The sequence below is a fragment of the Cupriavidus sp. UYPR2.512 genome (assembly GCF_000379565.1).
GTDB lineage: Bacteria > Pseudomonadota > Gammaproteobacteria > Burkholderiales > Burkholderiaceae > Cupriavidus.
The window spans coordinates 25,214-52,039 of record NZ_KB903153.1 but is presented as its reverse complement, the minus strand read 5'-3'; the positions used below and the strand labels follow the sequence as shown (position 1 = coordinate 52,039).

Sequence of the window (26,826 nt, the reverse complement as noted above, 5' to 3'; positions counted from 1 at the left end):
TCGGCGGCGGCGGCTTTGCCAGCCCGACCATCGGCTTGCAGGTCGGGCCGACCGTGAACACCATCGACGCGAGCTCGCACCTCAGCCTGAAGATGCCCACCATGCAGAACTTCGGCAACGGCACCCAGTTGGCCGCGCTGTAACGGGATCGAGATGCGTCGCCCCCCGCTTCAACGGGTGGCGACGCACCTCGGAGTCCGCAGCGGAAGATACCACCTACGCGATCTTCCACTGCCTTCTCCGGCCAAGTCTGAGCGGGTCGNCATGGTGGTCCCTAGGGGGTGTCCTAGGATGATGATTCCGGAGACTTGGACTGCATAACCCGGATTGCATAACCCGCCCTATTCCGGGCGGGTCTTTTCGTCACGGACTTTGGGGCCGCGCTTCGGTCGTTATTAGAATTTCCCAGAACGCATGCGCAACTGCCTGAAAACATGGGGATCTATTCTCGATGTCGGTTCGCGCGCACTGGCAATGGGCTGTACCGCGCGCCGCGGGTGACGGGCCGGAGCCAACAGGCGGGGCGCTGGTGTTGGCGCGGCCGCGACACTGGCGGCCTGTAGCTGCCGTGATTGGCAAAGGCAGCACGCGCGCTGCGTTGCACGCCGGCCTCGCATGGATTGCGCATGCCTTGGGTGCGCACTAGTATCCATCGAGGACAGGGCATATCCGCGCTGTGGGGCGGGCCCTGCCAGCAACCATGTCGGGGCATCCCGTGGCCAGTCTCAAAGACCTGATCCGCAAGTTCCAGAACGGTGGTCTCTCCGACGACGAGTTTGTTGCGTCGTTCGAAACGGCGCTGGCGCAGGACCCCACCACGCCCAGCCAGGCCGCGCGCGTGATTATTGAAGAGAACACGCGCTTCCCGTTCCCGCCCGCGGTCTATGCCGAAGTCATGCGGCGCATCGAGCGCCGCGGCGCCACGCAGTACGACGGCGCCACCGAAGCCACGCGCCTGGCCGGCACGCAGACGGGCTCGCTGTATGCGACCTCGCCCGAGCCGGGCACGCTGCCGCAGGCGGCGCATACCAAGGGCGTGGGCGATACGCTGAACGGCCGCTTCGTGCTGGAAGAATGCCTGGGCGTGGGCGGCATGGGCACGGTCTACAAGGCGCTCGACCTGCGCAAGCTGGAGGCCTCGGACCGCAAGCCCTATATCGCCATCAAGGTGCTGAACCTGCAGTTCAGCGGGCACCCCAAGTCGCTGATGGCGCTGCAGCGCGAGGCGCGCAAGGCGCAGACGCTGGCGCACCGGAACATCGTCACCGTCTATGACTTCGACCGCGACGGGCCGGTGGTCTTCCTGACCATGGAATACCTGTCAGGCTCGTCGCTCAACCATGTGCTCAAGGCCCCGGGCTTCACCGGCATGCCGATGGCGCGTGCCATGCCGATCATCAACGGCATGGGCAATGCGCTGGCGTACGCGCACGAGCGCGGCTTCGTGCACTGCGACTTCAAGCCTGCCAACGTCTTCCTGACCGCCGACGGTGAGGTCAAGGTGATCGACTTCGGCATTGCGCGCGGCTTCCTGCCGCCGGCCGACGAATCCGACCGGACGGTGTTCGATCCCGGCTCGCTGGGTGGCATGACGCCGGCCTACGCCAGCCCGGAGATGTTCGACCATTGCGAGCCCGACCCGCGCGACGACATCTTTGCGCTGGCCTGCGTGACTTATGAATTGCTGACCGGCAAGCATCCGTACCAGCGGCTCTCGGCCAACCAGGCGCGCGACGCCGGGCTCAAGCCGGCGCAGCCGCCGCAGTTGAGCCGCACGCAATGGAAGACCCTGCGTGAGTCGCTATCGCTCGACCGCGAAACGCGCACCCCCACCGTCGCGCGCTTCCTGCATGGCATGAGCGCGGTGCCGGTGGTGTCCACGCGGCGCCCCTCGCCGCTGCTGGCCGGCGGCGTGCTGGCCGTGCTGGCCGTGCTGGCGGGCGTGTCGGCGATCGGCTACTACGCGTGGCATTCGCAGCGCCAGGCCGCAGCGCCGGCTGGCGACGCGCGCGTGGAGGCCCCGGCTGCGCCTGTGCCGGCGGCGCCGGTCACCCCGCCCGCACCGCCTGCCCGTCCGGCAGTGCTGTCGATGGCCGACGTCACGAAGATGCTGGCCGGTGTGCCGTGCTCGCTGCTGACCGCCACCCAGCAGGCGCAGACGTTGCGCGTTCGCGGCTTCCTGGCCGAGAGCGTGGGTGCCGCGCGGCTGCGCGAGCAGCTCAGCGCGTTGCCGGGCGTCAAGGCGCTGAAGGGCGTGTCGATCGACACCCAGCCGCTGGCTGCCGACAAATGCGACGTGGCCACCCTGATCGCGCCATACTGGTCGGGCCACCGCGAGGGTGGCACGGCTTCATCGCTGCGGCTACGCGGCCAGGGCACGCAGCTGACCGAGGGTTCACCACTGGTGCTGGATCTGCGCACGCCGGCGCGCGACTCTTATGTTTATGTCGATTACTTCGCGGCCGATGGCAAGGTGGCGCACATGGTGCCGAGTGCGCGCGTGCCCGCCCACCAGGCGCCGCCCGGCCATGGTGCCACGGTTGGCGACGGTGGCGACTGGATCATCTCCCGGCCTTTCGGCACCGAGCTGGTGGTGTTGCTGACCACGCCCGCGCCGCTGTTCGAGGGCCTGCGCGCAGACGTCGAGTTGCACAAGGACTATCTGAAGGCACTGGAAAAGCCGCTGGCGCAGATGGCACGCACCTATGGGCGGGACCGCATCAGCGCGGACTTGGTGCAGATCTCCACGCGCGCGCGCTGATTGCCGCCGCCTGGCGGGCTTGCCAGTTCCGCCGGCCGCTACTTCATGTCGCGCGCCACGCGAAAGCCGTTCTGCGACTGCCGCACGCTGGGGCTGTATTTGAAGCGCGTGGACGACACCATGTAGCTCGCGCCTTCGCGCCAGGAGCCGCCGCGGATCACGCGTGCGCCGCAGGCGTTCTCGTTCCACACGCGCCCGTCGGCGGGCGCGCCCTTGTATGTGCTGTGCCAGCAATCGGCCACCCATTCCCACACACTGCCGTTGACGTCGTGCAGGCCGTATGGATTGGCGGCGAACGTCCCGACCGCGGCCGGTGCGTCCTGGCTCCACGGGTCGCCGCAGTCCTTGCAGTTGGCATTGCCCTTGCGCATCTGGTCGCCCCACCAGTAGGCACTGGCGGTGCCGCCGCGCGCTGCGTATTCCCATTCGGCCTCGGTGGGCAGCCGGTAGGCCTTGCCGGTGGTCTTGCTGAGCCAGGCCACGTACTGCTGCGCGTCGTCCCAGCTGACATCACGCACCGGCGCGGTCTTCGGGCTGTCGGCGACGGTGGGGACGCGCTGGCAGCCGCCGGCGTCAGCGCAAGCATTCCATTGCTCGACCGTGACCTCATAGCGGCCGATGGCAAACGGCTGGCCGATGGTGACGTGATGCGGGGGCTTCTCGGCGGGATCGCTCGCACTGCTGCCCATGGTGAAGCTGCCGGCCGGCAAGGAGACCAGCACCGGGCAGGTCGGGCAATCGCGGATCTCGCCGGTGCGCAATGTGGTGCTGACCGCGCCGGCCGCCGCCGTGGCCGGGCGCGGCGATGCCGTTGCCGGTGGCGCGGCAGGTGGCGCAGCGGGCGGCGATGCCGGACGCGCTGCCGCGGCGGGTGCCGGAGGGGGCGGGGGCCGCGTGACCTGGCCCCCGGCAGAGGTGCCGGAGCGGGGCGGCGAGGCTGGCGCCTGGGCCTTGGGTGCGGAGGCGGACGCCGCCAGCCGCTCCAGGCGCGCCCTGGCCAGCACCGCGAAGCGTCCGTTGGGGTACTGCTTCAGGTAGGCCTCGTAGTCGCCGGCGTAATTGCTGTTCTTGATCGATTCCCAGAAGCTCAGCTCGTACTGCTCGTCGGTGTTCTTGGGCATGATGCCGGCGAGCAGCAGCGGTTCCGTGGCCGCGGGGCCTGCGGCAGCGGTGGCCGCAGGCGCAGGCACCGGCGCTGCGGCGAGGATCGCGGCCATGGCGGCCATGGCCGCGCATACGACTGGTAGATTGCGCCACATCTTCACACCTCGCTGGAGCCGCGGCGATCCCGCTGCATGCCGGTAACTGCCGGCACATGCGTCGGGGGCGCATTGTGGTGTTGCCGAGACGTCGACCGGCTTGCTTCAAGATAGCACAGCGATTGTGTCTCCGGCGGGGCATTGCCATGGCGCCGCGACGCGCCGGGTTCGCTTTTTCCGGGCTTGCGACCTAACCTGAATGACGAATCGCCGAGCGCTGACCAACAAGCAACAAGAATGGGCTTTCGGGACAACGTGATCGGGTTTCGGACTGTTTCCGGGAGGCGCCGCGTATGTCCAGACGATTCCTGTTCCGCCTGCTGGCGGCTGCCACCCTGGCCGCTGCGCCGTCGCTTTCGCTGTCGACGGCAGCCCCGCCCAATGCCGAGGCCTACATCATCTGGCCGCACGATGGCACCGTCATCAGCGGCGGCAAGTTCTGGGTGCGCATGGGCCTGCGCAATATGGGCGTCTGCCCCAAGGGTGTCGAGTCGCCGCGCTGCGGGCACCACCACCTGCTGGTCGACGCCGAACTGCCGCCGCTGGACAAGGAAATCCCTTCGGACAAGAACCACCTGCACTTCGGCGCGGGCGAGACCGACGCGCGCGTTGAGTTGCCGCCCGGCAAGCACACGCTGCAGTTGCTGATGGGCGATGCCAAGCACGTGCCGTTCGAGCCGCCGATCTATTCAAAGAAGATCACGGTCACGGTGAAATAGCGGTGCAGCGCGCCGCAGATGCCGAACCAGGCCGATCAGCAAACAGGGGAGAGCACCATGTCCAGACTACTTGCCGCGGCTGTCTTTGCCGCCAGCCTGCTGCTGTCCACGGTGGTGCAGGGTGGCTCGACGCCGGCGCCGCCCAACGCCTACCTGTATATCGGCTGGCCCAACGACGGGCAGACGATGCCCGCGGGCAAGCCATTCAAGGTGTGGTTTGGGCTGCGCAACATGGGGGTGGCGCCGAAGGATGTGAAGTATCGCAATACCGGGCACCATCATCTGCTGGTCGATGCGGATCTGCCGCCGATGGACAAGGAAATCCCCAATGACCGCAACCATCTGCATTTCGGGGCGGGGGAGACCGAGACCATGATCGAGCTGCCGCCTGGCAAGCATACGCTGCAGCTTTTGATGGGCGATGACAAGCACATTCCCACCAACCCGCCGGTATATTCGAAGAAGATCACGATCTACGTGAAGTGACCCGGACCTTGCGGTGACGGCGGCGCGCGTGCGCCGCCGTTTTTTTGCGCCGGCTCCGCAAGTGTCGCGTGCCATCCAACACCGACGCGCGATCTGTTGGTTGCGCCCCGCCAGTACGCCTTGACGCCAGCTCGCCGCGCATCCGCGGCCGGCGCCGGCGGCAATGAAAAACCCCCGTGTTTACAGGCACTTCCGTGATCCGCGCGGGCATGGCGCTGGAGCTGGCATGCTCCCTGCGATTGTCTCTTCCAACCCGATGCGAGACCAACCCCCAAGACAACACCTTCCGCTGACCTCATGCATCTCGGGGTTGGTGCGCGCGTCCGCGCGCACCACAATACAGACAGACTTCGCGGCCCCCGGCATGCCATGGATAACTCAAGTGCATGCCGCCCGCCGCCGTCGCACGCAGGAACTCATCGTGCCCGAATCCATCATTGCCTCGCCCGGGGTTACGTCAACCGCCGCGCCGCACCGTACTGCCTGGCTGACCGCGCTGGCTGCCTGCACGGCGCTGCTGGCAGGCTGCGCCGACTTCCGGCCGCCGGTGTACCAGCGCCCGGAAATCCCGGCCAAGGCCGAATGGACGCGCCAGGGTTCGATCACGGTGTCGCCGGCCGAAGCGGTGCAGCCCAACTGGTGGCACGGCTTCAAGGATCCCTACCTGAACAAGCTGATCGAACAGGCACTGGGCGGCAACTACGACATCAAGGTGCTGGCGGCGCGCATCCGAGTGGCCAACGCGCAGATCGGCGAGGCCCGCGCGGGAGCGCTGCCCGTGATCGGTATCGGCGCCAGCGCGAACTTCCAAAAGACCTCGGGGCAGAAGTCCATTACGACCTATAACGCCGCCGCCCAGCTGAACTGGGACATCGATATCTGGGGCAAGGTCGAGAAGGGCGTGCAGGCGCAGACCGCTGAATTCAACGCGACCGAGGCCGACTGGCGTGCCGGCTACCTGACGCTGGTGTCCAATGTATCGACCACTTACTTCCAGATCCTGCAGTTCGACGAGCAGATTGAGCAGCAAGCGCGCACCGTCGCCAAGAACGGGCAGATCCTGTCCACCTTCCAGGCGATGTACCAGAACGGCCTGGTGCCCAAGATCCGCGTGATGCAGCAACAGGCGGAAATCAACCGTCTCAACAAGGACTTGCTCGAACTGCGCCGCTCGCGCGATGTGGCCGAAAACGCGCTGGCGACGCTGGTCGGCGTGCCCGCGGGCAATCTCAAGGTTCCGGCAGGGCGCCTGCAGGACCGCGTGCAGCCGCCCGCAGTGCCGGCCGGGCTGCCGTCGCAGCTGCTGGCGCGCCGTCCGGATGTGGTGGCCGCTGAATACCGCGTGCTGGCGGCCTACAACATCGTCGGCCAGGCACGCCTGGCGCAGTTGCCCACCATCAGCCTGACCGCGAGCGGCGGCGCCGCCAGCATTGCGCTGAACTCCCTGCTCAAGTCCTTCACCTTCGGCCTGATGCCCAGCATCAACCTGCCGATGCTCGATCCCAACGTGCGGGCGCGCGTGAAGACCACCGAGGCGCAGGTGGGCGTGGTGGAAAACGAATATGGCCGCACTGTGATGACCGCGTTCGAAGAGGTGGAGAGCGCTCTGGTCAACGTCGACGCGCACAAGAAGCAGCGCATCGAGTTGCAGCAGCAGGTTGAGCAGCTGCGCGTCGTATCCGCGCAGATCGAGGCGCAACTGAAAGAGGGCGTGGTCTCGCAGCTGGAAGTGTTTGAGACCGAGCGCTCGCTGCTGGCCGCGCAACTGCAGTTGTTGGCGGTCCACCAACAGATTCTGGCCGACACCGTCACGCTGTACAAGGCGCTTGGCGGTGGCTGGCCCGATACCGATGTGCGCAACGCGGCCTCGAATCCGCCGCAATAAGTGCTGCCAACGATGCTGTGGAGGATTCAAGTGATGCCGGCGCCAGCAACGCGTTGCGCAACGCGACTGTAGCCCTGGCCACTGGCCCCGCTGCATGTGCCGCTCCCGTGCCAACCGCGCGTTCCCGCGGCCGATTGACTAGCCTTAGCCGTCGCCTACTATGTTCTTAGTCGCTTCACCCCTGGCCTGCCGCCGCGGCAGCCGCGCTGTTGGCTTGCTGGAAACATGGCTCCTGACGAAGCACTGATCATGGAAATGCCGGTGAAAATGGCCCAGGGATTCGCTCGGGAGTTCTCTCAGGATCTGGCGCAGGAATTCGATGTATTCCTGACGCCCGTCGCGCGCCCCGAGCTGGGCGAGATCCGCATCGACGAGGACCTGTTCGCCGTCGGCCGCAGCGAACTGCCGTTCGCCGCCTACCCGGAAGACCTGGCCGCGCCGCTGTCGCGCCGGCATGCGCGCATCTTCGCCGAGCATGGCGCGGTCTATGTGGCGGATCTCGGCAGCAAGAACGGCACGCGCGTGAACGGCGCGGCGGTGGCGCGCCAGCCGGCGCAGCTCAGCGATGGCGATGAGGTGGCCTTCGGGCCTGCGCTGTCGTTCCGTGTCCGGCTGTCGCCGCGCGCGCCGCAGCCCGAGCCGCCGCGGGTGGCGGTGACGCTGGTGCCAGAACGCGGCGATGTCGGATTGCAGCCGCTGCACGTGGACGGCTTCCCGTACCTGATCAGCAAGGCCGACGATGCCTTCGCGCGCTACCGCGACAGTTATCCGCAGCAGGTCAACTACCTGTCGCGGCGCCACGCGCACGTATACCTCAAGGGTGGCGTGCCATTCGTGGAAGACCTGGGCAGCACCAACGGCACCTTCGTCAACGGCAAGCGCCTGGCAGACCACGGCGTGCCGCTGGACGACGGCGACCTGATCGCGTTCGGCGGCAACCACTTTGTCTACCAGGCGCAGGTCCAGCGCACAGGCGATGGCGATGCCACCGCGACGCGCTCGATGCTGCAGCCCGTCGCCGCGGCACCGGACACGCCAGCCGCTTGCCCGGCGCCGGCCGCACGCGACGAGGATGATCGCACCACCTTTGTCGGCGCGGCCGATTCCTTCCTCGACATCTTCTGCGTCGACTATGCGGCGCAGCAGGACGACGAGGTCAACGCCGAGGCCGACGCACAGGCCGCGGCGGCCACGGCGGCGCACGACGGCGCGCAGGCACGCCGCAAGCGCGGACGTGCCGCGCTGCTGCTTGCGGAAGGCGCCAGGCTATTCGGCCTGGACGATCCCGCACGCACGCGGCGCGCGGGGCGATGGGGCGGCGCGTTGCTGTTGCTCGCGATACTGGCGGGCGCGGCCGTGTACTGGCGCGGTGCGGCGGAGCGCGAAGTGCAGGCCTTGTTTGCCGCCGGCGACCACGCCCGTGCGGCGCAGGCCGCCGACGACTACCTGGCGCGTCATCCCGACGATGCCCAGGTGCAGGCCATCGGCACCGAGGCACTGATCCGTGCTGGCGTGCCCGATTTCGCCGCCAGGCTGAAGGCCGGCGATTTCAGCGGCGCCGATGCCGTGCTGGCCCGGATGCGCAAGCTCAGCGCGCACAATGCCGATGCGCGGCCGCTGGTGGCGGAACTCGACTGGATCGGCCGGCTCGAACGCTTCACCGCGCAGCGCGGCGCCGACGCGCCGATCCGCCTCTACACCGACGAGGTGCCGATCCGGCAACTGCTGGCGTACTGGAACCAGGACACCATCGCGCACCAGCGCGCGCTCGGGCGCATCGCGGCCGAGGTGCCGGCGTTCCGCGATCGCTATGCCGATGCGCTCAGCGACGTGCGCCGCCTGCAGAACGACGCCTCGGTCTACCTGGCAGCGATCGACAGGCTGAACGCCACCATTGCTGCCGAACTTGGCCGCGACCGCCCGGAGGCGTTGCCGCCGGTCATCGCCGAGTATCGCGAGAAGTATCCGCGCCTGGCCGGGCTGGACCACGTGCAGTCAGACCTGGACCGCTACACCGCGCTGATGCAGGCACTGCGTGCGCGCCGGCCCGGGCCGCTGGTGGCGCGGCTCGCCGACAGCCGCTTCGCCACGCCGCCGTTCCAGGCGCAGTTCAACCACCTGGCCGCGCGCCTGCCGCCGCCGGAGATGGTGCGCCAGTATGCCAGTGCGGCCAGTGCGTGGCAGCAGGGCGACAGCGCCGCCGCGCTCGCTGGGATCAAGCAGATCAGCGGCGGCCCCTGGGCCGACGACCTGGCGCGCGACCTGTCGCACAAGCAGAAGGTGGCGGCGCAGTACGCCGAGCTGCAGTCCGCGCGCGGCAGCAAGGGCTATGAGGACCGGCTGCTGGGCTTCTACGCCATGCTCGATGCCGACGAAGACGGCCATTTCGCCAAGGCGGTCGAGGCCGACGTCAACGGCGTGCGCGACAGTGCCCTGCGGCGCGCGCGGGAATTGATGGGCAGTGCCGTCGCCGCATGGAAGCAATACCGCAGCAATGGCGTGATCGGCAGCGAGCAGCGGCTTGAGCCCGGCATCTCGCCGAAGTTCCGCGCGCAGGCCCGGTTGCTGTCGCAGGCGCAGGAAGACGCGCGCCAGGGCATGCGCATCTTTACGCAACTGCGTGCGGGGGAAAGCGCCGACCTGGCGCAGCTCGCCAAGATCGAGGAAGAGATCCGCGCCGAGGCCGACCAGCAGCGGCACGCACTGCGCGAGCTGCGCACCGTGCTCGATCCCGCCGTGCTCAAGACCAAGCTGGAACTGATCGGCGGTGAAGACACCGGCAAGGCGCCGGATTCCACCGCGGCTGCCGCGGCGCCACAGCAAGCGGGGCAGCCATGAAGGACGATGCTCGCCAGGGCGGCCTCAAGCCACTCTCCGAGGCGCTGGAAGACCACAGCGCCGAGGGCATTGGCTTGTTGAGTGCCGAGCCGTCGCGCCTGGGACTGCTGACCATCGTCACGACTTTCGCGCTGGTGTTGTGCGGGCTGGTGTGGTCCTTCGTCGGGCATGCCGATGTCATTGTCACGGCGCAGGGCACGCTGGCACCGGAATCCGAGGTGCGCCGCTTTTATGCCCCGGTGGACGGCGAGCTGGCCGACCTCTACGTGGCCGAAGGGCAACCCGTGTCCAAGGACGACGTGCTGGCGCGTCTGAATGCGCGCGGCGCGATCGAGGCCGCGGCCAATGCGCTGGAAGCGCAGCTCAAGCTGGAAGACTCCGAGCGCGAATGGAAGCAGTTCCCCGACAAGAAGGCGCTGATGGAACGCCGCGCGGCGGCGCTCAAGCAGCAGATCGACGTGGCCACGCGCCAGCACGAGACCCGTATCGCCGAAGGCACCACACGGCTTGCCGAACAGCAACGCGCGCAGCTGCAGGAAGCGCGCAGCAACCTCGAGAACGCCCGGCGCGCACGGGAATTCGCGCGCCAGGAGCAGGACCGCTACGCGCGCCTGCTGGCGTTGCCGGGTGGCGGTGGCGTTTCGCAGTCGCAGGTGGATGCCAAGCGCGCCGCGGCGCAGGACGCGGAGAACAACCTGCGCGTGGCGCAGTCGCGCCTGGCAGAGCTGGACGCACGCCTGGGCCGCGAGCTTACCCAGGCCAGTTCCCAGCTTGAAAGCAGCGGCCAGGACCTGGCCGGGCTGCGCGTGCAGTACGACGCGGCGCTGCGTGAGATCGCCAATACCGAGGACAAGCTGCGCCTGCAGGTGCAGACCGCCCGCCTGGTGGCGGACGCGGCGGCGCGCATCCGCTTCGAGAACATCGACAAGGACAACTTCCTGCTGATCCTGGCGCCGGTGGCAGGCGTGATCACCGATGTCACCTCCACCCAGCGCGGCGACAAGGTACAGGCCAACACGCCGCTGGGCGGCATTGCCCCCAAGGATGCGCGCCCGGTGGTGAAGATTGTCATCGCCGAGCGTGACCGCGCCTTCCTGCGCGAGGGCCTGCCGGTCAAGCTCAAGTTCAGTGCCTTTCCGTACCAGCGCTACGGGATCATCGAGGGCACGCTGGAATTCATCTCGCCCGCCACCAAGCCGGGCGGGCCTGACAAGCAACCGGTCTACGAGGGCCGCGTGCGCCTGGCACGCGACTACTACGCCGTGGCCGACAACAAGTATCCGTTGCGTTACGGCATGACCGCGACTGCGGAGATCGTGGTGCGCGAACGTCGCCTGATCGACCTGGGGCTGGACCCCTTCCGAGAGGTGGCCGGCTAGCGTTGCCGGGGCAGTCGGGGGAAACACAAGCACAGCAGCCTGGCGCGCAAGCGCGCGGGGCCGCCAAAGGAGCCGAGAAAATGACTGGCATTGTGCGTATCGACGACGAGGTGCTCGGCGTCGAGGAGTTCGTGCGGCTGCTCAAGCTGACCGGGCAGTTCGAAGGGCTGATCGAGCAGATCGTGCGCGACAAACTGACGGTGCACGCGGCGAAGCGGCAAGGCATGGTGGTCACGCCCGAGGAGATCCAGGAACGCGCGGACCAGTTCCGCCGCGTGCAGGGCCTGCATCGCGCTGCCGACATGAACCACTACCTGGATGCGCTGAACATCAGCCTGGATGAGTTCGAGGCCTTTGTCACCGACAGCCTCTACCAGGAGCGGATGATGGAGCAGGTCTGCAGCGAGGCCGCGGTGCAGGCGTACTTTGCGCTCAACTCGCCGCGCTTCGACAGCATCGAGGTCAGCCATATCGTGGTCGACAGCGAGGGCAAGGCCAAGGAGCTGATCTCGTACCTGCAGGATGATCCGGATGCCTTCGCCGAGATGGCGCGCGAGCATTCCATTGCCGACACGCGCGAGCGCGGTGGCGAGATCGGCAAGGTGCTGCGCGGCTCGCTCAAGACCGATATCGAGGCCAAGGTCTTCAACGCCGAGCCGGGCGACCTGCTGGGGCCGTTCCCGGCGGCGGACCGTTCCTTCTTCGAGGTCTTCCTGGTGCGCAGCAAGCACCCGGCCACGCTCGACAGCGAGGTGGCGGTGGAAGTGCGCCGCCTGCTGCGCGAAGACTGGCTGATGGCCAGGGCGCAGGAACATGTCATCGAAGCCCGCTAGCGAGTCCGGCCAGGCCGGTGATCGCGCCGCCGCGGCTGCCCCGGACACGCCGGAGGCAGGATCGGCGCTGGCCGCCTTTCTTGCCTCCGTCGAGATCCTGTCGGTGCTGACGCCGCAGGAGCTGGCACGCCTGGCGGAAGCCGCGCAGGTACTGACCTTCGGTTTTGGCGACACCGTCTGCAATGCCGGCGAAGCGGCCCCGGGCCTGTTTATCGTCAAGTCCGGCTCGGTGCGCGTGTTCAACGAGGAGCACGGCAAGGAAATGAGCATGGGCGTGCGCAAGGCCGGCGAGGTCTTTGCCGATATCGCGCTGCTGCGCGACTACCGGCATGAGTCGTCGGTGCGCGCCTCGGGCAAGACCGAGCTGCTGATGATCCCGCGCAGCGTGGGCGAGCCGGTGGTGGCCGGCAACCCGGCGGCGCTTGCGTTTATCACTAGCTATGTCGCGATCAGTTCGGCCGGCGGCTTTGTCGCGCGGCTCTTCGACCTGCGCGGCAAGCTCGACAAGCAGGAGCTGGAAGACGCCGTGCGCAGCGTCGGCGTCAAGCGCGTGGCGGGCGGCAAGGAGATCCTGAAGCAGGACGGGCGCGAGGACCGCCGCCTCTATGTGGTGCGCCAGGGCACGGTGCGCATCGTGCGCAGCGAGGAGGGCAGCGAGTTCCCGCTGGCCACGCTGGGGCAGGGCGACATCTTCGGCGAGCGCGCCTGCGTGTTGCGGCAGGAGCAGCTGGCCTCGGCCATTGCAGAAACCGACGTGCGCCTGCTGGTGATCCCTGAGAAGACGGTGCAGCTGATCCTGGAGCGCAACCCGCGCCTGCGCGAGGTGCTGGAAGAGCGCATCCGCGTGCTGGACCGCGAGCTGCATCGCCAGAAGAAGCTGGCCGAACGGCGCAAGCGCCCGGTGCTGCTGGACCTGCATTCCAAACCGGAGTTGGGCGAGAAGCTGATCCGCCGCTTCGCGCTGGTGGAGCAGGCCGAGGAGATGGATTGCGGCGCGGCCTGCCTGGCGATGATCTGCCGGCACTACGGCATCCCGATGACGCTGGGCAAGTTGCGCGAACTGGCCAACGTGACCACGCAGGGCGCCACGCTCGACAGCCTGGCGCGCGCCGGCGAATCGCTCGGCTTCACCACGCGCGGGGTGCAGTGCACGCGCGATTCGCTGATGGGCTTCGAGCTGCCCTTTATCGTGCACTGGGAGGGCTACCACTACGTGGTGGTGTACGGGATCTCGTCGCGCTGGGTGTGGGTGGCCGACCCGGCCATCGGCTTCCGCAAGATGAGCGCGGAGGAGTTCGAGCGCGGCTGGAGCGGCACCTGCCTGCTGTTCAGGCCGGGCGAGAGCATGACCCAGCTGTCGGTGTCGCGCTCGCCGTGGCTGCGCTTTATCGGCTACCTGGCACCGTACAGGAAGATCCTGGCGCACCTGTTCCTGGCCACCTTCGTGATCCAGATGCTGGGGGTGGTGCCGCCGCTGATCATCCAGAACATCCTGGACGGCGTGGTGGTGCACCAGAACGTGGGGCTGCTGCACCTGCTGATCGTGGGGCTGATCATCTCCAGCGTGTTCTCGCAGCTGATGGCGACCATCCGCGCCTACCTGGCGAACTTCATGGTGCGCAACATGGACTTCGCCATGATGTCGCAGTTCTTCATGCACACGCTGTCGTTGCCGCTGTCGTTCTTTGCCAAGCGCAAGACCGGCGACATCTTCGCACGCTTCCAGGAGAACCAGACCATCCGCGCCTTCCTGACCGAGTCGACGGTGACCACGGCGCTGAACCTGCTGATGGTGTTTATCTACTTCACCATCATGTTCCTCTACAACGTCAAGCTGACCCTGCTGCTGATCGCCTTCGTGATCCCGATCGCGGCGCTGACGGTGGTGGTGACGCCCAAGGTCAAGACCTATGCGCGCGAGGTGTTTGCGGCATCGACCGATGCCAAGGCCTACCTGATGGAGACGCTGGGCGGCGCCGAGACCGTCAAGGGCATGGGCATCGAGCGCCCGGTGCGGCTACGCTGGGAGCGCAAGTACGCCAAGGCGCTGGACGCGCAATACCGGGCGCAGGCCTTCCATATCCTGGTGGGGCTGGTGAGCCAGCTGCTCAACGCCGCCACCACCATCGCGGTGCTGTGGGCGGGGGCGACGCTGGTGCTGGAGCGCGAGCTCACCATCGGCCAGCTGATCGCCTTCAACGCCTTCATGGGCAGCGTGCTGGCGCCGCTGATGGGGCTGGTGGCGTTGTGGGGCCAGCTCAACGACGCCGGCGTGGCGATGGAGCGCCTGGGCGACGTGCTCGACCTGGAGCCCGAGCAGAAGCCGCAGGACGTGCTGTCGCGCGTGATGCTGCCTGACCTGCAGGGCGAGATCGTGATGAAGGACCTGTACTTCCGCTACGGCGGCGAAGACACGCCCTATGTGCTGGAGAACATCAGCTTCGCCATCCGCCCCGGCGAGATGGTGGCCATCGTCGGGCGCAGCGGCTCCGGCAAGACCACGCTGGCCAAGCTGCTGGTGGGCTTCTACAAGCCGACCGAGGGCGCGATGACGGTGGACGGCTACGACCTGAACGTGATCGACGCGGCGTTCTACCGCGCGCAGGTGGGCTATGTGATGCAGTCCAACTTGCTGTTCTCGGGGACCATTGCCGAGAACATCGCCTGCGGCGACGACAGCCCGGACCGGCGCCGCATCGAGGAGGTGGCGCGCATGGCCGACGCCCACGCCTTTATCAGCAAGCTGCCGCTGGGCTACGAGCAGGTGGTGGGCGAGCGCGGCATCGGGCTTTCGGGCGGGCAGATCCAGCGCCTGTGCATTGCCCGCGCGCTATACCACGACCCGCGCCTGCTGGTGTTCGACGAGGCCACCTCGGCACTCGACACGCAGTCAGAGAGCAACATCCTGGCCAATATGCAGGAGATCCTTCGCGGGCGCACCGCGGTCATCATCGCGCACCGGCTCAGCACCATCATGCAGGCCGACAAGATCCTGGTGCTGTATGAAGGCGCCATCGTCGAGCAGGGCCGGCACGAAGAGCTGATCGAGCGCAAGGGCATGTATTTCCAACTGGTGCAGAAGCAACTGAGTGCCGCATGAAGCTATACAACCAGGGTGCCACCCCCGCCTCGGCCACCTCGCCGGTGTCGTTCGCCGGCCTGATCGAGAAGATCGAGATCCTGCGCTCCACGCTGCGCTGGTCGTCGCGGCTCGACCGGCCGGAGATCGAGAAGCTGCTCAAGCAGGCCACCACGCTGCGCGACGAGGTGATGGGGCTGTCGCACAAGGAGCGCTTCGTGCAGGCGGCCTCGGCCGAGGCCGCCCCGCCGCAGGAAGAAGTCGAGCGCATGCCGCGCGAGCGCCGGCAGGCGCTGGTGGAGCGCAGCTTTATTTTCGAAGGGACCTTCGGCGACAACCCCAAGTTGCTGGAGGCACTGGAGATTGCCGAGAAGGCGGCGCCGACCGATCTGCCGGTGCTGATCGATGGCGAGAGCGGCACCGGCAAGGAGCTGATGGCCAAGGTGATCCATGCCAATGGCTCACGCACCGACAAGCCGTTTATCTCGGTCAACTGCGGCGCTATTCCCGACAGCCTGCTCGAATCCGAGCTGTTCGGCCACAAGAAGGGCGCCTTCACCGGCGCCAGCAACGACCGCCGCGGCAAGTTCGAGAGCGCGCATACTGGCACCATCTTCCTGGACGAGATCGGCGAGCTGCCGCTGACCGGCCAGGTCAAGCTGCTGCGCGTGCTGGAGGCGCACGAGATCCAGCGCGTGGGCTCGGACGAGGCGATCTCGGTCGATACGCGCATCGTCGCGGCCACCAACAAGGACCTGCGCCGCATGAGCCAGGCCGGCACCTTCCGCGAGGACCTGTTCTACCGCCTGAGCGTGATCCACGTCAGCCTGCCGTCCCTGCGCGAGCGGCGCGACGAGATCCCGCTGCTGGTGTCGTACTTCAGTGACGAGGCCGCCGGCATGCTCAAGCGGCGCCCGCTTAAGCTGACCCCGCGGCTGCGCGACTTCCTGCTGCACTACGACTACCCTGGCAATATCCGCGAGCTGCGCAACCTGCTGTACCGGCTGAGCTGCCTGGCCGGCGACACCGCCGACCTGGCCCACCTGCCGCAGGACATCCGGCCCAGGCCCGCCGCGCTGGCGGTGGTCGGCGCGGGCACGGCAGCCGCGGACATCACCATGGCGACGTCGCTGAGCGAGGCCAAGCGCGCCGCCAGCGACGAGGCCGAGCGGGCCTTCCTCGAACGGGGCTTGCAGGAAGTCGGCGGCACCGTCGCCGAACTGGCGCGGCGCTTCGACATGAACCGCTCGCACCTGCAGATGCTGCTGAAGAAGCACGGCATCCACTCTAAGGATTTCCGCGCCAACCGGCAGGCCGAAGGCGGCAAGGGGTAGGGGGGAGGCTGCCGGCGGTCGTGCCTTCAGGCGTCCAGCTCGGGATTGACCAGCGTCCTGTCAGAGCCGTAGGGGTCCGCCGCACGGAGCACCACCACCGACACGTTGTCGCGGCCGCCGGCATCAAGTGCCATCTGCACCAGCGTCGGCGCGGCCTGCGCAACGTCCTGCTGCGCCAGCACCGCCGCGATGTCGTCATCGTCGACCTCGTTGCTCAGGCCATCGCTGCACAGCAGGTAGACGTCGCCATCGGCCACCTCGGTCAGCAGCTGCTCCGGCGCCAGCGTCGGGGCCGCGCCGACGGCGCGTGTAATGGTGTTCTGCGCGGGATGGTGGCGCGCTTCTTCCGGGGTGATCAGCCCGCGCGCCAGCAGGCGCTCGACCTGGTTGTGGTCGCGCGTGAGGCGGGCGAACTGGCCGCCACGCAGCCGGTACAAGCGGCTGTCGCCGGCCCACACGTAGGCGCAACGGCGGTCGCCCGCCAGCAGCACTACCACCGTGCTGCCGATGCAGCGCACGCCCAGGCGCGCTGCCTCATCGACCAGCGCCAGGTTCACGCCCTGCAACGCCGCGCGCGTGGCGTCGACCCGGTCTTCCAGCCGGGGCTGCGGCGGCAGCGTAGCCAGCGCCTGGACCACCGCCTGGCTGGCGAAGTCCCCCACGGCATGGCCGCCCATGCCGTCGGCCACCGCCCACAGGTCCTGGCCGGGCAGGTCCAGGCAAGCGTCCTCGTTGCGATCGCGCACGCGCCCGACGTCCGTGCATGCGGCCGAGGTCCACTGGAAGTGCGAGTCGAAACCCAATCTTGTCTCCGGTCCGCGTGAAGCCCCGGACCAGCCGGGGCGCTGCCACGGCCGCGCTGGCGCTCAGATCAGCATCAGATCAAGCCGGCCGTCGTTCCTCGCGCCCTGGTCGCCCTGGACATTGATATTGGCGTTTGGCGCGTTGTTGCGGATATCGATGTTCTGGAACTGGTTGTTCATCTGATCAGCATAGAAGCTGTAGTTGATCTCGTAAAAGTTGATCACTGTCCCGAGTGGCAGCGGCGACGAGGGCACGAACGGGCGGATCCAACCGAACACCCACTGCCCGCCGGCGCCGCGCACGCGGCGGCGGGGGCAAGTTCGCGGCAGCTGGCGAGGTCGTTGATTGCAAGGGTGGCCATGATCGGTCTCCGGTGGATGGGGCGTGGCGCCGGGGGCGGTACCGGTATGGAGCAAGGCGCGTGCCACGGCCTCGGCGCGGCAGGCGGGCGACTGGAAACCAAGGCTGGCGCGGGCTGCAGGGCGGGGTAGGGACAACGGGGCGCACGCCGGCAGGCCAGCCACGTTGGCTTGGACCCGACACCCCGGCCAGCCAGTGTCGGGATGCACCCACCACAGCGTACGCATCGCGCGACCCCTCCGGCCAGCCCGCCCAAGCCTCGCGGCGCGGCGGCGAATGGTGGCTGCCAGCCAACAGATCGGCCGCCGTGCGGTTGGCTGCCAGCCGACAGTCCATCCCCTCCAAAACCCTCGGATTCCCGCCAGACCATTGTCCTGTCGTGCCTCCCGGGCATTGGCATGGTTGATGCGGTTGGTGTGGCATGAAGCAGCAATGCCTGCAGCAACCAGACAGACCGAGGCCAGCCATGAATATCCAGGAACAACAAGAACGCGCTACCTGCAGCGACGATCGTTTCGCCGACCCGCTGCCGCTCGGCGCCCACCTGGTCACCGAACGCCGCGGCTACGCCCATCATGGGATCTATGCCGGCGCCGGCCGCGTCATCCACTACGCCGGTTTCGCCTACTCCCTGCAAGCCGCGCCGGTTGAAGAAACTACCCTCGAAGCCTTCGCCGCCGGTTTCGGCATCGCCGTCAGGCCGGAACCCTGCGCCCGCTTCGCCGGGCGCCAGGCCGTCGAACGCGCCCGTTCCCGCGTGGGCGAAAACGCCTACCACTTGCTGACCAACAATTGTGAGCATTTCTGCTCCTGGTGCCTGTCCGGCGAAAGCCGCAGCGAACAGGTGGAAGCATGCGTGCGCCGCCCGCGCGCCGCGCTGCACATCGGCTGGCTGCTGCTGGGCGCGCTGCTGCAAGCCCAACTGGGCGGCCTGAACCTGGGCCTGAGCCTCGCCTGAAACGCGCGGCCATCACCGAATCAAGGAGCCTGCCATGTCCGGACTGATCGACTGGGAACTGCGCTGCAACCTGCGCGGACAAGCCTGCCACCGCAGTTGCGCCACGGCCGCCGCCAGTTGCGCCCGCGGCCGCCACCGGCCGGGGCGCCGCCCCCTGCGCCATGCGGGCCGGCCGACGCGCCTGCCGTCGTCCGGCCGCCTTGCCGGGCGAGGCCGCCGGGACGGGGCCGCCACCGGCGGCGAACCGGGCAGGTGCGGATTTTGATATACTCCGGGCCGTCTCCAGGATCACCGCGCCCGTGGTTCCCGATCCTGACAGTCCTGTCCCTCGCCGTAGTTCAATGGATAGAACGAGCGCCTCCTAAGCGCTAGATACAGGTTCGATTCCTGTCGGCGGGACCACAGATAGAACTATCCCCTCGAATTCCTTAAAGCATCGCCGCACAAAGGTTCTCGGTCGTTTTGCTGCCCGGCAGGTCCCGGTTCCACACGGTTCCCTTTATTTCGCGGCAAAAATCGAAGTACCTGACCAAACTGTCGCTGCGCGAGGCGGGGACTTGGCGTGCTCTCACCAGTAGGTTTCGTCCGCTCGCTTTCCCCGCACGGACCTGGTCAACGAGAACTGTTCTCAATACGTTACGGAATCTTACATCGGTCGCAGAGGCCAGTCAGTGTGCAAAGGCAACGGCACCCACTCCTTGAGCGCCGTGAGGGTTTTGCCTATTTTTCGGCACAAATAGCTGCCAAAACTTACAAAATCGCGTCCTCTGTTGGGAGTTTGGGCCAACCCCTATGGGCTGCCTTGTAATTATCTGTAATGATCGAGGCATGCTCTGACAACAAGAGAGCTCCCAGAGATGGAGGAGAAATTGCGGGTGCTGTTCACGAACTTCCACCGTGGAAACGGTGGCGGGCACGATACCTATGTCATCAACCTGCTGGCAGGTCTGGCGCCGTCGCATGAAGTGACGGTGGCGGCTCCGCGGACCAGCCGTCTGTTCCGGCTCGCCAGCGGCCGGGCAGACGTCGAGGTGGCGGCGGTCGATTATGCGCCGCGGGGCCTGCGCTGGCTGCGCGAGTTGTGGACGCTCTGGCGGCTCATCAGCCTTGGGCGCTTCGATATCGTTCATGTCAACGGTTCAGCCGACCACAAGCTGGTCATGCTCGTGCGCCTGGTTGCCTTGCGCCGGCCGCGCATTGTCTATACAAAACACAACGATCACCGCAGCAACAGTGCCGGCAACTGGCTGCGCGCGTGGCTTGGTACCCATCATGTGATTGCGGTCAGCGACTATGTCGCCCGGAAGCTGCGCACCTCCCCGTACAGCCGCGTGCCGGTGACCACCGTGTCCCATGGCATCAACATGGATCACTTTGCACCGCCGGCGCCGGCGCAGGCCGATGCGCTGCGGGCGCGATACTTCGGTGCCGGCTCGGCATGCACGGTCTTCGTCAGTACCGCGGGCACCCATTATGAAAAGGGTTGGACGGACCTGCTGGAAGCTGTCGCGCAGTTGCCCGCCCACTTGCGTAGCGGTGTACGCGTGATCCTGGCTGGCGAAGCGCCCTTGCCATGCATGACCGGGAAGGTCGCGGCGCTGGGGCTCGGCGATCAGGTCATTTTTACGGGCTTGCTGGACGATGTTCGTCCCACCCTCGGGGCAGGGCACGCCGCCTTTGTGCTGTCGCGAAGCGAGACGTTGTCGTTTGCCTGCCGCGAGGCGATGGCGATGGGCCTGCCGGTACTGGTTTCCGATGCCGGCGGCCTGCCCGAGAACGTGACCGATGGGCAAGACGGCTGGGTGGTGCCGTGCGCCAACATCGCGGCACTGCGGGCGCGGCTGGAGCAAATCCTTTCAGCCCCCGATCGGCTGGCCGGGATGGGTGAGGCTGCCCGGTTAAAGAGTCGGACGTACTTTGGCATGGATACCTTCGTCGCCGGCACACTCGCCGTGTACCAGGCAGTTCTCGAGCGGGGAGCGCGGCCTCAACCCCTGCCAGCAGCGCTGACCCAGAGCCCCAGCCAGTAACCGCGCACCTCGTACGACATGCCGATCCCGATCCTGACCTATCACCAGATTGACAGCGTGCCGCCCCATGGCACGCCGTTTCGTGGCCTGACCGTCAGTCCCGCGCAGTTCCGCCAGCAGATCGCCTGGATGCGCCGGCTGGGCTATCGCGGCCTCTCGATGCGCGAACTCATGCCCTATATTCGGGGCGAGTCAGCCGGCAAAGTGTTCGGGATTACCTTTGACGACGGCTTCCGCAATGTCCACCGGTATGCGCTGCCCGTCCTGGCAGAGTTCGGCTTTAGTGCCACCAATTACTTTGTGTCCGGCCAGATCGACGGCAGCAATGTCTGGGACGCCAGCCAAGGCGTGCCGCCTGCTCCGCTGATGAACGCCGAAGAGGTGCGGGAATGGGCTCGCCTCGGCCATGAGGTCGGCGCCCATACGGTCGACCACGTGCACCTGCCCGCATTGCCGCCGGCGCAAGCCCGCCAGCAGATTGAAACCTCCAAGGCAGCGCTGGAGGACTTGGTGGCGATGCCGGTCACGGCGTTTTGCTACCCTTATGGCGAACAGCAGGCGGCGCACCGGGAAATGGTGCGCGAGGCTGGCTACGACAACGCCACGCTGACGCAGCGCGGGCTGGCGCGTGCCGATGACAACCCTTTTGGCCTGCCGCGTGTCCATGTGCATTGCGGTACCAACCTGTTCCGCTTCCTGCAGAAATGCCTGACGCGTCATGAGGACAAGCGGCGGCGGGGCGACTGACCTCCGGGTGCGTTACTGTGGACTAGCCGCGCCGAGGGGCATAGTCCCTTGCACATCAATCCACCAAACTCCGGAGAGCTCGCCATGGAACTGAAATACAAAGGCCGGGAGATCTCAATCCAGGCCAAAAAGGACGCGAGCGGCCAGTGGGACTGGTCATATGGCATCCGCGGTCACGGACACCGGCACAACACCGGGGCGCTTGCCCCTTCGGAATCGGTCGCAATTGACAACGCCTATGCGTCCGCGAAACGGGAGATTGACCAAGCCACTTCAGGCGACGCCAACGACTGACACTTCCTGAACTCTCCCTGGTGGAGAAAGACATGGATCTCCAAGGGTTCACGTATTACCGCGACCACTGGTATGAAGCATCGGCAACGTCTCCTGGCGTTGGCGGGCCCTGGCAAGGTGAGGTGACCATCTGCGCGAAAGCGGCAGATGGAGCGCCGCTTAAAGTCTTCGATCACCATCTTGTTCCGGGCCAGTTCTTCAGCGAAGGCGAGGCATGGCAGCATGCCTCGGACTGGGCCAGGAAGCAGATCGATGCGCGCTTTGGCTAGCACGCGCACCATCGGCTCTGCCAGTGCTCACGCCGCACTGCGCTCGGCGATCAGTACGTTCGCAGGAATCTTCAGGTCACGATGCAGCCGCCGGATCATGGCCAGACTCAGGGCGCGCTTGCCATTAAGCACTTCATATACGCGGTTGAGGTTACCCAGGTACGGTTGCTGCGGCAACAGTGGTGAGTGTTGATCAACCGCCGGGCATACCCACGATCAATGCGCGCTCGTCTTCGAAAACAGCTGAATGACGGCGACGCCGGCAACAATCAGACCAATCCCAGCGCAAGCCGCCAGGTCCGGCACCTGCCGGTACAGCACCACCGCAATCAGCGACACCAGCACGATCCCGGCCCCGCTCCAGATCGCATAGGCGATCCCCACTGGCACTGTCCGCATGACTACCATCAGCAAATAGAACGCCGCCACATAGCCGGTCACGACCAGCACGCTGGGAACCAGCCGCGTAAAGCCTTGCGACGCCTTCAGGCTGCTGGTGGCGATGACTTCGGCGACGATGGCGAGGGCGAGCAGCAGGTATCCGTTCATGGAAGCGCACAAGTGGGTGGCCCGAAACGGGCCGAAGCCGGCATCTTAGCGCCCCGGCATGTTGCGCCAAAGCCGCGTCCCTCCCTTGCGGTGGTTGTGCAAAGCGGCAATGAGGGATTGAATGTGGCTATAAAGACCAAAACAAGCGGGCGCACGGCCGGCCCGCGGCACAAGAAAAGTCTTACAAGACAGTCGCGGTAGTTAGCCCGACCAAGCCGGCACGAACCTCACGATGCCGGCGGCGGGCATGGGGTAAGGGGAGCGGTATGCATCACAATGGCATCGACGGCACGGCCGCCTGGACGTCTTCGCAGTCCGGGGATGGGGAGCCCGCGCCGGACGCGAATCCGTGGCAGGACACCATCGCCGCGGCGGACCACGCACTGGAAGAGGCCTCGCGCATCCAACGCGGCGTGCAGCACAACCTGAAGCTGTTGCAGGAAGTGCGGTCGCTGCGCGAAGAGTTGCGCAAGGCCCATGCGGAGGTCGATCGCTACCGGGGCATGCATGCCCGGGTGGTAGTCAGCATGCGTCAGCTGGACGACGACCATATGGGGGAAATGAGCCGGCTCCAGGCGGCGAACGAGATGCTGCAGGTGCGCCATCGCGTCTACAAGCTGATGGCCGAGCACTACGCGCGCGTGGCGTTGAACCTGGATCCGGAAATCTTCGCGGCGCACCGCGACCGCGTGCTGCAGCATGTCTTGTTCCAGCGCCGCAGGGGCGTGTCGCCAGATGATATCGGCTACGCGGACGTGGCTTTCCTGATGCTCTGACCCCGGAAGGGCGATGCTCAGGCAGCGCGCTGGCGCAGCACGTGGAACGCCAGCATGCCGCCCACCACGCCCCAGAACGCAGAGCCGACACCCGCCAGGGTCATGCCGGACGCCGTGATCATGAAGGTCAGCAGCGCGGCTTCGCGCTCGGCCGGGATTTGCATGGCCACGGTCAGGCCGTTGGCGATCGAGCCCATCAGCGCGAACGCGGTCACGCCCACCACCAGCGCTTGCGGAAAGGCCGCAAACAGCGCCGCGATGCTGGCGGCCAGCGTGCCCGCGACCAGGTAGCCCACGCCGCAGACCACGGCCGCGGTATAGCGGCGGTTGCGGTCGGGGTCTGCCTGCGGGCCGGTGCAGATGGCCGCGGTGATCGCCGCCAGGTTGACGCCGTGCGAGCCGAACGGCGCCAGCACGGCCGAGGCCAGGCCGGTGATCGAGATCAGGCGCGAGGCCGGCACGTGGTAGCCGTCGGCTTGCAGCACGGCCAGCCCGGGGATGTTCTGCGAGGCCAGCGCCACGATGAACAGCGGAACCGCCATGCTGACAAAGGCCGACAGCGAGAACGCCGGCGTGGTCCACACCGGCACCGCCAACTCCAGCCGCACGCCCGAGAAATCTAGCTGGCCGAGCACGCCGGCGATCACCGCCCCGGTCAGCAGCGCCCCTGGCACCGCATAGGCCGGCCACAGCCGCCGCCCGAGCAGGTAGGCGGCGAACATCGCCAGCAACAGCACGGTCTGGTGCTGCGCCTGCACGAACACATCCACGCTGATGCGAAACAGGATGCCGGCCAGCAGAGCAGAGGCGATGCTGGCCGGCAGGGCGCGCATCAGCTTGTCGAACCAGCCGGTCATGCCGGCGGCGGCCATCATCAGCCCGGCCAGCAGGAAGGCGCCGATGGCTTGCGCGTAGGGCACGCCGGGCAGGCTGGCGATCAGCAGCGCGGCGCCGGGGGTGGACCAGGCCACCACGATCGGCACGCGCAGCGCCAGCGACAGGCCGATGGTGGTGATCCCCATTCCCATCGACAGCGCCCAGATCCAGGACGAGATCTGGGCATCGGTCAGGTGGGCGGCATGGCCGGCCTGGATCATCAGCACCAGCGAACTGGTATAGCCGGTGAGCGTGGCGACCAGCCCGGCGACGAGCGCGGACACAGACAGGTCGGACAATTTCAGTGAAGCGGTGGTCATCGGAAGGGGCGGCGGCAAGCGCATTGGCACGGCCGACATCTTCGCATGGGTGCCTTGGCCGTACCAATTTGCCGCGGCGGCGTCCCGAAATCGCGGTTGACGGGGCTTTCCCTTACGGACTTTTCCGACTGGAGCGGGCGGGGGGGCGTTGTTATGCTGGCTTCGTGCCTTGCGAGCAGGGCACCGAGGAGAGACTCTTGGGCCCGCAGTGCGCGGGCCCTTCTTTTTTGGGGCCGGCCTTGGCCTGGCCCCGGTCGTCTACAATGCGGGCTGCCGTGCCACGCCAGCCCTGGCTGCCTGGCCGTCCCTCCTTTCTCTCGTCGTCTCGTCTTTCTCCCATGGCCCTGTTTTCCATTACCGACGCCCAGCTTGCCTTCGGGCACGTGGCCCTGCTCGATCACACCGATTTTTCGCTGGAGGCCGGCGAGCGCGTGGGGTTGATCGGGCGCAACGGCTCGGGCAAGTCCTCGCTGCTGAAAATCGTGGCGGGGTTGTCGGCGCCGGACGACGGGCTGATCGCGCGGCAGAGCGGCGTGACCAGCGCCTACGTGCCGCAGGAGCCGCAGTTCGAAGCGGGGATCACCGTGTTCGACGCCGTCTCCCAGGGCATGGGCGATGCGCACGACCTGCTGGTGCGCTACGAGGCCGCCGCCGACCGCGTGGCCGAGAACCATGACGACGAAGCCGCGCTGGCCGAATTGCACCGGCTGCAGTCCGAGCTCGACGCCGCCGGCGCCTGGCAACTGCGCACCCGCGTGGAAACCACGCTGGCGCGCCTGGGGCTGGATTCGCACACGCGCGTCGAGGCACTGTCCGGCGGCCTGCAGAAACGCGTGGCGCTGGCGCAGGCGCTGGTGGCCGAGCCCGACATCCTGCTGCTGGACGAGCCCACCAACCACCTCGACGTAGAAGCGATCCGCTGGCTGGAAGACCTGCTGCTGGGCTTCCGCGGCAGCGTGCTGCTGATTACCCACGACCGCGCCTTCCTGGACCGCGTGGCCACGCGCATCATCGAACTGGACCGCGGCCGGCTGGTGTCCTTCCCCGGCAACTTCGCCGCCTACCAGGCGCGCAAGGAAGAGATGCTGGCCGCCGAGCAGGTCGAGCAGGCCAAGTTCGACAAGCTGCTGGCGCAGGAAGAGGTGTGGATCCGCAAGGGGGTGGAGGCGCGCCGCACGCGCAGTGTGTCGCGCATCCAGCGCCTGGTGGCGATGCGCAACGAGCGCGCCGCGCGCCGTGAAGTCCAGGGCAACGTCAAGCTGGAAGTGTCGCAGGCCGACCGCTCCGGCAAGATCGTGTCGGAGCTGACCGACGTCAGCAAGGCCTATGGCGACAAGGTAGTGGTGCGCGACTTCACCGCCACCATCATGCGCGGCGACAAGGTCGGCCTGATCGGCCCCAACGGCGCCGGCAAGACCACGCTGCTGCGGCTGATCCTGGGCGAACTGGCGCCGGACAGCGGCACCGTGCGCAATGGCAGCAACCTGCAGGTGGCGTACTTCGACCAGATGCGCACCGCGCTGGACCTGGAGAAGTCCCTGGCGGACACCATCAGCCCGGGCAGCGACTGGGTCGAGGTCAACGGCCAGCGCAAGCATGTGATGAGCTACCTGGGCGACTTCCTGTTTGCGCCGGAACGCGCGCGTTCGCCGGTCAAGTCGCTGTCTGGCGGCGAGCGCAACCGGCTGCTGCTGGCGCGCCTGTTTGCGCGCCCGGCCAATGTGCTGGTGCTGGACGAGCCGACCAACGACCTTGACATCGACACGCTGGAACTGCTGGAAGAACTGCTGCAGGACTACAGCGGCACCGTGTTCCTGGTCTCGCACGACCGGGCCTTCCTGGACAACGTGGTGACCTCGACCCTGGCCGCCGAAGGCGATGGCGTGTGGCGCGAATCGGTGGGCGGGTATTCCGACTGGGTCGAGCAGTCGGCCCGCAGCGCGGCGCTGCAGGCGGCGCGCAGGCCGGAACAGAAGGCGGCGGAGCCGGCCCGGGGCAAGGACTCACGCGAGGCGCGCGGCGCCAACCGGACCGTCAAGCTGTCGTACAAGGAGCAGCGCGAGCTGGACGGCCTGCCGGAGCGCATCGCCGCGCTGGAAACCGAGCAGAAGACAATCTCGGCGCAGCTGGAAGACGGCTCGCTCTACGTCAGCGATGCGGCCAAGGCCGCGCTGCTGGCCACGCGGCATGACGAGATCGAGATGGAACTGCTGGAAGCGCTGGAGCGCTGGGAAGTGCTGGAGGCGAAGTCGAAGGGCGAGGGGGCGTAA

21 protein-coding genes, 1 tRNA gene and 1 pseudogene are annotated in these 26,826 nt (G+C 67.2%); 17 read left to right on the top strand and 6 right to left on the bottom strand.

Features of this window, described 5'->3' with window-relative positions; translation table 11 throughout:
- The first annotated feature begins 700 nt into the window (after positions 1-700).
- Positions 701-2,761 carry a serine/threonine protein kinase gene (locus tag A3A5_RS0126250; protein ID WP_018313448.1) on the top strand — a complete coding sequence of 687 codons (2,061 nt, stop codon included), beginning with the start codon at positions 701-703 and terminating at the stop codon, positions 2,759-2,761.
- 38 nt (positions 2,762-2,799) lie between these two features.
- Here A3A5_RS0126250 and A3A5_RS45800 read toward each other — a convergent pair whose 3' ends face one another.
- Positions 2,800-3,450: a formylglycine-generating enzyme family protein gene (locus A3A5_RS45800; RefSeq protein WP_369797817.1), complete on the bottom strand. Its 651-nt coding sequence runs from the start codon at positions 3,448-3,450 to the stop codon at positions 2,800-2,802.
- 863 nt (positions 3,451-4,313) lie between these two features.
- Here A3A5_RS45800 and A3A5_RS0126240 point away from each other — a divergent pair.
- The 8 genes from A3A5_RS0126240 (at position 4,314) to A3A5_RS0126205 (ending at position 16,573) form a co-directional block, all read left to right on the top strand.
- Entirely contained in the window at positions 4,314-4,739 is a 426-nt protein-coding gene (locus A3A5_RS0126240) for a DUF4399 domain-containing protein (protein ID WP_018313446.1), read from the top strand.
- A gap of 57 nt (positions 4,740-4,796) precedes the next feature.
- A complete protein-coding gene (locus A3A5_RS0126235; protein ID WP_018313445.1) occupies positions 4,797-5,225 on the top strand; it encodes a DUF4399 domain-containing protein in 429 nt (142 codons plus the stop codon).
- 364 nt (positions 5,226-5,589) lie between these two features.
- Entirely contained in the window at positions 5,590-7,110 is a 1,521-nt protein-coding gene (locus A3A5_RS0126230; protein WP_026201144.1) for an efflux transporter outer membrane subunit, read from the top strand.
- A 225-nt stretch (positions 7,111-7,335) separates the two neighbouring features.
- Positions 7,336-9,948 carry an FHA domain-containing protein gene (locus A3A5_RS0126225; protein ID WP_018313443.1) on the top strand — a complete coding sequence of 871 codons (2,613 nt, stop codon included), beginning with the start codon at positions 7,336-7,338 and terminating at the stop codon, positions 9,946-9,948.
- Entirely contained in the window at positions 9,945-11,327 is a 1,383-nt protein-coding gene (locus A3A5_RS0126220) for an HlyD family efflux transporter periplasmic adaptor subunit (RefSeq protein ID WP_018313442.1), read from the top strand. The genes A3A5_RS0126225 and A3A5_RS0126220 overlap by 4 nt, the downstream gene beginning before the upstream one ends.
- 80 nt (positions 11,328-11,407) lie before the next feature.
- Positions 11,408-12,160: a peptidylprolyl isomerase gene (locus A3A5_RS0126215; RefSeq protein WP_018313441.1), complete on the top strand. Its 753-nt coding sequence runs from the start codon at positions 11,408-11,410 to the stop codon at positions 12,158-12,160.
- Positions 12,141-15,260, top strand: a complete 3,120-nt coding sequence (locus tag A3A5_RS0126210; protein WP_018313440.1) for a peptidase domain-containing ABC transporter — start codon at positions 12,141-12,143, stop codon at positions 15,258-15,260. Before A3A5_RS0126215 ends, A3A5_RS0126210 begins: the two co-directional genes overlap by 20 nt.
- Positions 15,257-16,573 carry a sigma-54-dependent Fis family transcriptional regulator gene (locus A3A5_RS0126205; protein WP_018313439.1) on the top strand — a complete coding sequence of 439 codons (1,317 nt, stop codon included), beginning with the start codon at positions 15,257-15,259 and terminating at the stop codon, positions 16,571-16,573. The genes A3A5_RS0126210 and A3A5_RS0126205 overlap by 4 nt, the downstream gene beginning before the upstream one ends.
- Positions 16,574-16,599: 26 nt before the next feature.
- Here the strand turns inward: A3A5_RS0126205 and A3A5_RS0126200 are convergent, their stop codons facing one another.
- On the bottom strand, positions 16,600-17,376 hold the full coding sequence (locus A3A5_RS0126200; protein WP_018313438.1) for a PP2C family serine/threonine-protein phosphatase: 777 nt from the start codon (positions 17,374-17,376) through the stop codon (positions 16,600-16,602).
- A 63-nt stretch (positions 17,377-17,439) separates the two neighbouring features.
- Positions 17,440-17,805, bottom strand: coding sequence for a hypothetical protein (locus A3A5_RS39380; protein WP_232431462.1), 366 nt, complete (start codon positions 17,803-17,805; stop codon positions 17,440-17,442).
- A 398-nt stretch (positions 17,806-18,203) separates the two neighbouring features.
- Between A3A5_RS39380 and A3A5_RS0126190 the strand changes: the two genes are divergently transcribed.
- The 6 genes from A3A5_RS0126190 to A3A5_RS0126160 all read left to right on the top strand — a co-directional run bounded on the left by A3A5_RS0126190 (position 18,204) and on the right by A3A5_RS0126160 (position 22,035).
- The gene (locus A3A5_RS0126190) at positions 18,204-18,695 is read left to right on the top strand and encodes a lecithin retinol acyltransferase family protein (RefSeq protein ID WP_018313436.1); all 492 of its coding nucleotides are present in this window, start codon (positions 18,204-18,206) and stop codon (positions 18,693-18,695) included.
- 327 nt (positions 18,696-19,022) lie between these two features.
- A tRNA-Arg gene (locus tag A3A5_RS0126180) sits at positions 19,023-19,097 on the top strand.
- Between the two features lie 455 nt (positions 19,098-19,552).
- Entirely contained in the window at positions 19,553-20,725 is a 1,173-nt protein-coding gene (locus tag A3A5_RS0126175) for a glycosyltransferase family 4 protein (RefSeq protein ID WP_081623992.1), read from the top strand.
- A gap of 18 nt (positions 20,726-20,743) precedes the next feature.
- Positions 20,744-21,472 (top strand): polysaccharide deacetylase family protein, encoded by a 729-nt coding sequence (locus A3A5_RS0126170; protein WP_018313433.1) that lies wholly within the window; start codon positions 20,744-20,746, stop codon positions 21,470-21,472.
- 84 nt (positions 21,473-21,556) lie between these two features.
- Positions 21,557-21,766, top strand: coding sequence for a hypothetical protein (locus A3A5_RS0126165; RefSeq protein ID WP_018313432.1), 210 nt, complete (start codon positions 21,557-21,559; stop codon positions 21,764-21,766).
- A 32-nt stretch (positions 21,767-21,798) separates the two neighbouring features.
- Entirely contained in the window at positions 21,799-22,035 is a 237-nt protein-coding gene (locus A3A5_RS0126160) for a hypothetical protein (protein ID WP_018313431.1), read from the top strand.
- A 27-nt stretch (positions 22,036-22,062) separates the two neighbouring features.
- On the opposite strand, the pseudogene A3A5_RS45120 reads toward A3A5_RS0126160, so the two are convergent.
- A pseudogene (locus A3A5_RS45120) lies at positions 22,063-22,203 on the bottom strand (transcriptional regulator); the annotation flags it as partial.
- A gap of 48 nt (positions 22,204-22,251) precedes the next feature.
- Positions 22,252-22,584 (bottom strand): multidrug efflux SMR transporter, encoded by a 333-nt coding sequence (locus tag A3A5_RS0126150; RefSeq protein ID WP_018313429.1) that lies wholly within the window; start codon positions 22,582-22,584, stop codon positions 22,252-22,254.
- 266 nt (positions 22,585-22,850) lie between these two features.
- On the opposite strand from A3A5_RS0126150, the gene A3A5_RS0126145 reads away from it, so the two are divergent.
- Positions 22,851-23,360, top strand: coding sequence for a hypothetical protein (locus A3A5_RS0126145; RefSeq protein ID WP_018313428.1), 510 nt, complete (start codon positions 22,851-22,853; stop codon positions 23,358-23,360).
- Between the two features lie 17 nt (positions 23,361-23,377).
- Here A3A5_RS0126145 and A3A5_RS0126140 read toward each other — a convergent pair whose 3' ends face one another.
- Positions 23,378-24,556 carry a benzoate/H(+) symporter BenE family transporter gene (locus A3A5_RS0126140; protein WP_026201142.1) on the bottom strand — a complete coding sequence of 393 codons (1,179 nt, stop codon included), beginning with the start codon at positions 24,554-24,556 and terminating at the stop codon, positions 23,378-23,380.
- A gap of 338 nt (positions 24,557-24,894) precedes the next feature.
- Here A3A5_RS0126140 and A3A5_RS0126135 point away from each other — a divergent pair, with 338 nt between their 5' ends.
- Positions 24,895-26,826, top strand: coding sequence for an ATP-binding cassette domain-containing protein (locus A3A5_RS0126135; protein WP_018313426.1), 1,932 nt, complete (start codon positions 24,895-24,897; stop codon positions 26,824-26,826).

What these genes read in the sequence shown, in the direction of transcription:
- A3A5_RS0126250 (WP_018313448.1), top strand. Translation starts at nt 701, where the DNA reads ATGTCGGGGCATCCCGTGGCCAGTCTCAAAGACCTGATCCGCAAGTTC.
- A3A5_RS45800 (WP_369797817.1), bottom strand. Translation starts at nt 3,450, where the DNA reads ATGGGCAGCAGTGCGAGCGATCCCGCCGAGAAGCCCCCGCATCACGTC.
- A3A5_RS0126240 (WP_018313446.1), top strand. Translation starts at nt 4,314, where the DNA reads ATGTCCAGACGATTCCTGTTCCGCCTGCTGGCGGCTGCCACCCTGGCC.
- A3A5_RS0126235 (WP_018313445.1), top strand. Translation starts at nt 4,797, where the DNA reads ATGTCCAGACTACTTGCCGCGGCTGTCTTTGCCGCCAGCCTGCTGCTG.
- A3A5_RS0126230 (WP_026201144.1), top strand. Translation starts at nt 5,590, where the DNA reads ATGCCATGGATAACTCAAGTGCATGCCGCCCGCCGCCGTCGCACGCAG.
- A3A5_RS0126225 (WP_018313443.1), top strand. Translation starts at nt 7,336, where the DNA reads ATGGCTCCTGACGAAGCACTGATCATGGAAATGCCGGTGAAAATGGCC.
- A3A5_RS0126220 (WP_018313442.1), top strand. Translation starts at nt 9,945, where the DNA reads ATGAAGGACGATGCTCGCCAGGGCGGCCTCAAGCCACTCTCCGAGGCG.
- A3A5_RS0126215 (WP_018313441.1), top strand. Translation starts at nt 11,408, where the DNA reads ATGACTGGCATTGTGCGTATCGACGACGAGGTGCTCGGCGTCGAGGAG.
- A3A5_RS0126210 (WP_018313440.1), top strand. Translation starts at nt 12,141, where the DNA reads ATGTCATCGAAGCCCGCTAGCGAGTCCGGCCAGGCCGGTGATCGCGCC.
- A3A5_RS0126205 (WP_018313439.1), top strand. Translation starts at nt 15,257, where the DNA reads ATGAAGCTATACAACCAGGGTGCCACCCCCGCCTCGGCCACCTCGCCG.
- A3A5_RS0126190 (WP_018313436.1), top strand. Translation starts at nt 18,204, where the DNA reads ATGAATATCCAGGAACAACAAGAACGCGCTACCTGCAGCGACGATCGT.
- A3A5_RS0126175 (WP_081623992.1), top strand. Translation starts at nt 19,553, where the DNA reads ATGGAGGAGAAATTGCGGGTGCTGTTCACGAACTTCCACCGTGGAAAC.
- A3A5_RS0126170 (WP_018313433.1), top strand. Translation starts at nt 20,744, where the DNA reads ATGCCGATCCCGATCCTGACCTATCACCAGATTGACAGCGTGCCGCCC.
- A3A5_RS0126165 (WP_018313432.1), top strand. Translation starts at nt 21,557, where the DNA reads ATGGAACTGAAATACAAAGGCCGGGAGATCTCAATCCAGGCCAAAAAG.
- A3A5_RS0126160 (WP_018313431.1), top strand. Translation starts at nt 21,799, where the DNA reads ATGGATCTCCAAGGGTTCACGTATTACCGCGACCACTGGTATGAAGCA.
- A3A5_RS0126150 (WP_018313429.1), bottom strand. Translation starts at nt 22,584, where the DNA reads ATGAACGGATACCTGCTGCTCGCCCTCGCCATCGTCGCCGAAGTCATC.
- A3A5_RS0126145 (WP_018313428.1), top strand. Translation starts at nt 22,851, where the DNA reads ATGCATCACAATGGCATCGACGGCACGGCCGCCTGGACGTCTTCGCAG.
- A3A5_RS0126140 (WP_026201142.1), bottom strand. Translation starts at nt 24,556, where the DNA reads ATGACCACCGCTTCACTGAAATTGTCCGACCTGTCTGTGTCCGCGCTC.
- A3A5_RS0126135 (WP_018313426.1), top strand. Translation starts at nt 24,895, where the DNA reads ATGGCCCTGTTTTCCATTACCGACGCCCAGCTTGCCTTCGGGCACGTG.